Source organism: Pseudomonas sp. UMAB-40 (assembly GCF_900095275.1).
In the GTDB taxonomy this organism is placed as follows: Bacteria; Pseudomonadota; Gammaproteobacteria; order Pseudomonadales; family Pseudomonadaceae; genus Aquipseudomonas; species Aquipseudomonas mandelii_B.
The window spans coordinates 1-7,078 of the sequence record NZ_LT607588.1 but is presented as its reverse complement, the minus strand read 5'-3'; the positions used below and the strand labels follow the sequence as shown (position 1 = coordinate 7,078).

Genomic DNA, 7,078 nt, shown 5'->3' with positions numbered 1-7,078 from the left:
CGTCGGTGAAGAGTTCTACGCTATCGCTCATGCCAATCTATCCAGAAAATGCCGTGGCTCGCCGATCAGTGACCGACGATGCCCGAGGCCGGGGCAAACCCGGCCGGGAAATAAAAAGTGTATTACGGCTCGATGTTACGACGGTTGACCTTGGCCATCGGCAATGGAATCAGCTTGCCCATCGGTTCGCGCCGTTCCTGACGGACGGGTCGCAGGCCGACAACGATCTTGCGCGCCACCAATAAATAGAAGCCGCCACCCGACAGTTGCCAGTCACCGGCCTTGCGCTCCCAGCCGGCCAGACGAGCCTGCCAGGCGGGTGACGCAAGCGGCGGACGATAGCACCCGAAGCGGCGTTTCTCCAGCGCGAAGCCCAGCAGGTTGAGCCAGTCGCCGACCCGCGACGGCGAGATGCAGCGTGCCTTGCGCAAGCCGTCATGGGCGAACACATGGCGCAAGCCCCAGCTGCTCCAGGGGTTGATCCCGATGATCAGCAAATGCCCGCCGGGCCGCACGCTACTTGCCGCTTCACGCAGCAAGCCGTGGGGCGACAGGCAGAAATCCAGGCCGTGCTGCATCACCACCACATCAGCGGCATGCTCGCTCAACGGCCACGCCTGCTCTTCGCAGACGATCTCGACCCCCGGTAACGGCGCACCAAGTCGCACATTGCGCTGAACCTGGGGTGCCGACGGCGGCGTCTGGGCCGACGGGCCGTAATGCACCAGATAGCCACCGAAGAAGCGGCCCAGCTCGTCTTCGAGCATGCGCCGCTCTTCGTCCAGCAGAAATTGCCCGATGGGCCCGGACAGCCATTCACGGGCCGCGCTGATCAAATTCAGCCACTCAGGATCGGCCTGAGCGAACGCTTTATCGGTCATTGCATTCTCCAACGCGCCAGGAAGTTCTAAGATGCGCCATTGTTTTCCGCTTGGCGAATCCGACGATGATACAGATCAGTGCCCTGCCCGCCTTCACCGACAACTACATCTGGTTGTTACAAGACCACCGCACCCAGCGCTGCGCCGTGGTCGATCCGGGTGATGCCGCGCCCGTACAAGCCTGGCTGGCGGAGCATCCGGGCTGGGTATTGAGCGATATCCTGATCACTCACCATCATCATGATCATGTCGGCGGTGTCGAGCAGCTGAAAAAAGCGACAGACGCGAAAGTCTACGGCCCGGCCAGCGAAACCATCCCGGCGCGGGACGTGGCGCTCAAGGACAACGGCCGCGTGAGCGTGCTGGGCTGGGAATTCGATGTCTTTGCGGTTCCCGGACACACCCTGGGGCATATTGCCTATTACCACCACGGCCTGTTGTTCTGCGGCGACACCCTTTTTGCCGCCGGTTGCGGGCGCTTGTTCGAAGGCACGCCCGAGCAGATGCACACCTCGCTGAGCCGCCTCGCTGCGCTGCCGGAAGATACGCTGGTCTATTGCACCCACGAATACACCCTGAGCAACCTGAAATTCGCAGCAGCGGTCGAACCCGGCAATCCGGACATCACCGCACGTCTGGAAAAAGTCACCGAGCAACGTGCGGCCGGAATCATGACGCTGCCCTCTACTTTGGCGCTTGAAAAGCTGACGAACCCGTTTTTGCGTGTTGATGAAACATCCGTTAAAGAAAAAGTGGACGAACGGAATGGAACCCAAAACCGGTCTCCGAGTGCGGTCTTTGCTGCTCTTCGGGCTTGGAAAGATAAGTTCTAAGTCGCCGCATCGTTGGTACAAAAATTCTGAATGGTTGACCGCAGAGGGTGCGCTTTCTAGAATCGCCCGACATTTTTGCCCGGAACTTACTTCCAGCCAATGTCGTCATCTATTCGTAAAGCCATCAATTCAGACGCATTGACCCGCCTGGCTCAAGCCATCGCGGTGGCTGTGTCCGCCACTCTGGCGGGCTGTTCCAGCCATGTGCCGCAGACCGAAGCGACACACACTCCGAATATCGCCGCCCGCGCCAAGCAGAAACCTATCTGGCTCAGCGAGAAGCCGACTCCGCAAATTCCACAGGATGTCTGGGAGCGCATGCGTCAGGGCTTCCAGTTGCAGGACAATCTGGGCGTCAACCCGCGCATCGAGCAACAGCGCCTATGGTTCGCCAGCAACCCGTCCTTCCTTGAAAACGCCGGCGAACGCGGCAGCCTCTACATTCACTACATCGTCGAACGCCTTGAAGAACGCAACATGCCGCTGGAGCTGGCTCTGCTGCCAGTGATTGAAAGCGCCTACAACCCGATGGCCTATTCCCGGGCCGACGCGGTGGGTCTTTGGCAATTCATTCCTTCCACCGGCCGTTACTTCAACCTGCGTCAGACCCGCTTCTATGATGGCCGTCGCGACATCACCGCCTCGACCACCGCGGCCATGGATTACCTGACCCGCCTGCACGACATGTTCAACGGTGACTGGTTGCTGGCCCTCGCAGCCTACAACGCAGGTGAAGGCACGGTCAGCCGTGCCATCGAGCGCAACGAGAAACTGGGGCTGCCGACCGATTACTGGAACCTGCCTCTGCCTGCCGAAACCCAGGCTTACGTGCCCAAGCTGCTGGCCTTGTCCCAGGTCGTGCTGGCCCCCGAAGCCTACGGCGTGAATCTCAACCCGATCGCCAACGAACCGTACTTCCAGGTCGTCGAAATCAACCAGCGCATGGACCTGTCCAAGGTTGCCGCGGTGGCTAACATCGACGAAGACGAGTTGTTCCAACTCAACCCGGCCTTCAAACAACGCACCACCATCGACGGCCCCCAGCATTTGCTGGTGCCAACCTCCAAGGCGCAGTTGCTGACCGCCAGCCTCTCGACCATGCGTCCTGAAGAGTTGATCAGCAAGAAGTCGCTCAAGCCAGTCTTCGAAGGCGCCGATGAATCCGAAATCGCCAGCCTCAAACGTGCCTACCGCGTCAAACGCGGCGACAACCTGGCCGCCATCGCCAAGGCGAACAAGGTCGACGTGAAGGACCTGCAGCGCTGGAACAAGATGACCGGCAAGAAACTCAAGGTCGGCCAGACTTTGGTGATGCAGGACACTGCCAAACGTAGCGGCGGTCGCGTCAACACCGTTGTGGCGGCGAACAGCAGGACCAACAGCAAAGCCGCCAAGGAAAAGCCGCAGACCCAATACAAGGTCCAGCAAGGCGATTCGTTGTACATGGTCGCCAAACGCTTCAACGTTGAAATGCAGCACCTCAAGCGCTGGAATCCGCGTGTCGGTCAGGCGTTGAAGCCTGGGCAGATGTTGACGGTGTCTTCGCCGCGCTAAAAACGAGCCCCTGATTTTTCAGGGGCTTTTTCTTTGCCCGCCGGACAGGCAACGAACGTCGTCGTTGGCTGGAGGTCAAACGATCACACGTCACGAAGGAGACGTCCCATGGTCACTCACTTCAAAGTCAGCGGGCATCTGGCCTGCGGTCACACAGGCAGCAATCTCACATCAACCGGCGAACTGACCCGCGTAAAGTGCAGAAGCTGCCGTAACACCGACGCGTTCAAGGACGCGCGCAAAGCCGAACGCAACGCAGCACGCCGTGCTGCACGCAAGGCCAAAGTCACCCACACCGCCAACGATTGGCGCGCAGCCTGGGTACAACGGTTGACCGCCATGGCCGGGTTGCAACGGTTACCCCGTGGTTTTACCGGCCAGCCTTTCGTTTAAAACTGCGCCTGGAAGATCTCATGCGGGAGAGAACCTGCTCGCGATGAGGGCAGCACATTCAACATTGATGTGACTGACCTTCAGCCATCGCTGGCGGGCTCGCTCCCACATTGGATTGACCCTGACAGTTCTGTCGGTGATTCGCACGGGTTCCCGTTCGCCGGCTCAATGATTTCAGCGAGCGACATGCGCTTGAAGGCTTCAAACAACCGCCGCCCCTCTTCGGGCGCACAAGAAATGGCCAGTCGCATGGTCGCTTCACCGAGCTGCCAGATCAGAAAGGCAGAATCAGCCATCCGCTGCGCATCGCGGCCTGGAAACACCCGCAGCATCGCATCGGCCAGCAAGCCGCCCGCCACACGACTCTCCTCCAGTTCCAACGCCAGCAACTGCTTGTCTGCCTGCATGCCTGACCAGATATCACGCATCGCAGGTTCCGCCTGAACGATCTCGTAATACTGATCCAGCAGCTCTGAATAGGCATCTGCCAACCCTTGCGCATCCTGCACCGCCACCAGCGCCTCTTCGATACAACGACGACTTGCGGCGTTATAGCGCTCGGCCAGCGTGCGAATGATCGAGCTCTTGTCAGGAAAGTACTGATAAAGCGATCCGATCGAGATCTCCGAACGTTCGGCAATTTCGCTCATTTTTAACTGGTCGCTGCCCTTGGTCGCGATCAGTTGAGTCGCCACTGCCAGGATTCGCTCCTGCCGCTCGCGACTGCGTTGTTGCGTGGGATTGCGGCGGGTCGGCTCTGAAACAGGTTGCTCGAGTCCGGTGGCGGCTTTCTTTCGCACTGGCGTGATTCCTGATCAATAACATGACGAGCACTCACCTTAGCATCACCCACGAACGCCCCCAAGTGGTTGCCTCCGCATGTCGGATTCCGCTCTAACGTTGGTTGACGGTGGAACATGAGCGATTATCATCTTTTTAACGTGAGCATCACTCACATTAACCCGATGGAGATGAACGCGATGAAAACCACTCAACACACCTTCCTCGTTCTCGGTGCGACCGGTAAAACAGGGCGCAGGATTACCCAACATCTCCAGGCCGCAGGATTGCCTGTGCGCCTGGGTTCTCGCGGCGCGAATCCTCCCTTTGACTGGGAAAATCGACGGACCTGGGAGGCGGCGCTTGATGGCGTTCACGCTGTTTACATTTCCTATCAACCAGACCTCGCCGTTCCGGGCGCCCTCGATACGATTCAGGCGTTTACCGACCTGACCGTAAAAAGTGGCGTCGGCAAACTGGTTCTGCTGTCCGGACGCGGCGAGGTTGAAGCGGAACAAGCCGAACGCGTCATTCAAAACAGCGGGGTTGACTGGACGATCCTACGGGCCAGTTGGTTCTTCCAGAACTTCAGCGAGGCGCATTTTCTGGAGCCCATTCTTGAAGGAGAACTGGCCCTCCCCGTCGGCAATATCGCGGAGCCCTTCGTCGATGTGGAGGACATTGCCGAAATTGCTGTCAAGGCGCTGACCCAACCGGGGCACTCACGCCAACTCTATGAATTGACCGGGCCACGGGCGCTGACGTTTGCCGAAGCGGTCGATGAGATTACTCAAGGGGCCGGGCGCGAGATCAGGTTCATCGCCGTACCGCCGAATGCCTATCGCCAGGCCCTGGAACAGGCACAACTTCCTGCGCAGTTGATTGACCTGGTGCTTTATCTCTTCACGACGGTGCTCGATGGTCGCAACACGCCGTTGGCCGATGGCGTCCAGCGCGCACTTGGCCGGCCCGCGCGAGACTTCAGCGCTTATGTTCGCCGCACCGCTGCTACGGGAATCTGGCAGAGCCAGGTTTGACGTCGGCGAAGTTCACCTGTCAAAAATTGCGAAGCAGAAACGACAAAGGCCTGCATGAGTGTCCTCATGCAGGCCTTTGATAGATATGGTGCCCGAAGCCGGAATCGAACCGGCACGCCCTTACGAGCGGGGGATTTTAAGTCCCATGCGTCTACCAGTTTCGCCATTCGGGCGGTAGCGCGGTGAAGCTGTCTGGCTTGTGCAACAGAGGACGAAATATATACATCCCGCCCCGGTGAAGCAAGTTCGCAGATACCCTTTTCAAGACAAAATCTTGCAAGGTTGCGCAAATAAAAAAGCTCCGTAAATCATAGATCTACGGAGCTTGTTTATAGTGGAGGCCGAGGTCGGAATCGAACCGGCGTAGGTGGATTTGCAATCCACGCTACAAAGCTAAGTAGATCAATAGGTTAGCACGACATGCGTTCCGCAAGCTACTGATTTTCAATGCTCTGAATACCACGTCTTTCGAGGGCTGCCTTGGAGGTTGCGGAACGGTATTCATCACTCGCTCTCGGACCGTTCGGGTGCAACTGGACGATGTTGCACACCGGATTACCTTGCAAGCTTCGACTCGGCTTCGGACTGCTCACGATTCCAATCCTGCCAGGCGCTCCGCTCCGCCATGAACTGCTTGGCACATACTTTTCTAGAACGAATTAAGTGCACGTCACTCGGCTCTGTAGAAAACACATACCGGTCTGCATGCTCGATAATGACCCGTCGCATAAATTGAGCAGTGTGATGATCCACCGTGGCGCCACGATTCTTAGGACGGTTACCAACGCAAGTGTAAAGGAGGTGTTTAGGACTCAACGGGAGAAGAATGTCTCCATTCTGAACCCCCCAACCACCCTTAAAATCATATTTTTCATGTCCGTGATAATTGAGCCTAACAAGTGGATTATCACTCGTCGGCCAACTGAGACCAGACGGCGCATTTAGAATGGTCCAGCCCTTCATCGGTATTTTTTTGATTGTGTCAGTTAGTAAGCGTCGAGCGTTCCAAACCCACAATCTCCGCCCGACAATTGTATGGGCTTGCAACATTCCACTTCCGTCGGGATGGCGATCAATAACTAAATTGAACGGGAATTTCTCTGGCGCAGTATCTTCAACATGCCTCAAAGAACGGCCCTCAGAAACCGCGAGCTCTAATTCAGCAACTGATTGTTCAAGCGTCTCGTTCAGCAGTGATTGCAGCGACACCGACTGTCGGGCCACGAACTCTCTGTAACGAGCGGGCGTTCTCACGTCTTGAGACATGGCAAATCGAATAAGTGTGCGCCATTGGGCTGGCAAAAGCCTCTGCTCACGAATTACACGAGTAATCACGTCTTCTGCGGGCGCCTCAAACTCCTTGTCAAGCCATCGCTCAAACTCATCCGTCTGCTCACCACCTATGACGTAATTATAAAGGTGCCCTTGATAGGCTATACCCTTCAGCGAGTGCGTCTTCCAGAGCGGGATTTTTTCATTCGGAACCAACAGACGATACGTAGGAATTGCTCCGTCTTGGGCCCACTGCTTTAGGTAAAGCTTAGGTACATAGTGAATCGCCCCTAGTTTCGTAGACACCTCCAAGCCTTAAAATGAGGCC

7 protein-coding genes and 1 tRNA gene are annotated in these 7,078 nt (G+C 57.3%); 4 read left to right on the top strand and 4 right to left on the bottom strand.

Features of this window, described 5'->3' with window-relative positions; genetic code table 11:
* Nucleotides 1-122 precede the first annotated feature (122 nt).
* Nucleotides 123-881: a class I SAM-dependent methyltransferase gene (locus tag K0F88_RS31455; protein ID WP_010459795.1), complete on the bottom strand. Its 759-nt coding sequence runs from the start codon at nt 879-881 to the stop codon at nt 123-125.
* Between the two features lie 65 nt (nt 882-946).
* Here K0F88_RS31455 and gloB point away from each other — a divergent pair, with 65 nt between their 5' ends.
* From gloB to K0F88_RS31440, 3 genes are all read left to right on the top strand, one after another.
* A complete protein-coding gene (gloB, locus tag K0F88_RS31450; RefSeq protein WP_219097800.1) occupies nt 947-1,714 on the top strand; it encodes a hydroxyacylglutathione hydrolase in 768 nt (255 codons plus the stop codon).
* 99 nt (nt 1,715-1,813) lie between these two features.
* The gene (locus K0F88_RS31445; protein ID WP_219097799.1) at nt 1,814-3,268 is read left to right on the top strand and encodes a transglycosylase SLT domain-containing protein; all 1,455 of its coding nucleotides are present in this window, start codon (nt 1,814-1,816) and stop codon (nt 3,266-3,268) included.
* Nucleotides 3,269-3,376: 108 nt separating this feature from the next.
* Nucleotides 3,377-3,661 (top strand): hypothetical protein, encoded by a 285-nt coding sequence (locus K0F88_RS31440; RefSeq protein ID WP_219097798.1) that lies wholly within the window; start codon nt 3,377-3,379, stop codon nt 3,659-3,661.
* Between the two features lie 80 nt (nt 3,662-3,741).
* Here the strand turns inward: K0F88_RS31440 and K0F88_RS31435 are convergent, their stop codons facing one another.
* A complete protein-coding gene (locus K0F88_RS31435) occupies nt 3,742-4,461 on the bottom strand; it encodes a TetR/AcrR family transcriptional regulator (protein WP_094467287.1) in 720 nt (239 codons plus the stop codon).
* A 180-nt stretch (nt 4,462-4,641) separates the two neighbouring features.
* On the opposite strand from K0F88_RS31435, the gene K0F88_RS31430 reads away from it, so the two are divergent.
* A complete protein-coding gene (locus K0F88_RS31430; RefSeq protein WP_094467286.1) occupies nt 4,642-5,478 on the top strand; it encodes an NAD(P)H-binding protein in 837 nt (278 codons plus the stop codon).
* 86 nt (nt 5,479-5,564) lie between these two features.
* Here the strand turns inward: K0F88_RS31430 and K0F88_RS31425 are convergent.
* Both K0F88_RS31425 and K0F88_RS31420 read right to left on the bottom strand, forming a co-directional pair.
* Nucleotides 5,565-5,651, bottom strand: a tRNA-Leu gene (locus tag K0F88_RS31425).
* A gap of 382 nt (nt 5,652-6,033) precedes the next feature.
* Entirely contained in the window at nt 6,034-7,056 is a 1,023-nt protein-coding gene (locus K0F88_RS31420) for a DUF4238 domain-containing protein (protein WP_219097797.1), read from the bottom strand.
* Between the last annotated feature and the right edge of the window lie 22 nt (nt 7,057-7,078).

What these genes read in the sequence shown, in the direction of transcription:
- K0F88_RS31430 (WP_094467286.1), top strand. Translation starts at nt 4,642, where the DNA reads ATGAAAACCACTCAACACACCTTCCTCGTTCTCGGTGCGACCGGTAAA.
- K0F88_RS31445 (WP_219097799.1), top strand. Translation starts at nt 1,814, where the DNA reads ATGTCGTCATCTATTCGTAAAGCCATCAATTCAGACGCATTGACCCGC.
- K0F88_RS31440 (WP_219097798.1), top strand. Translation starts at nt 3,377, where the DNA reads ATGGTCACTCACTTCAAAGTCAGCGGGCATCTGGCCTGCGGTCACACA.
- K0F88_RS31455 (WP_010459795.1), bottom strand. Translation starts at nt 881, where the DNA reads ATGACCGATAAAGCGTTCGCTCAGGCCGATCCTGAGTGGCTGAATTTG.
- gloB (WP_219097800.1), top strand. Translation starts at nt 947, where the DNA reads ATGATACAGATCAGTGCCCTGCCCGCCTTCACCGACAACTACATCTGG.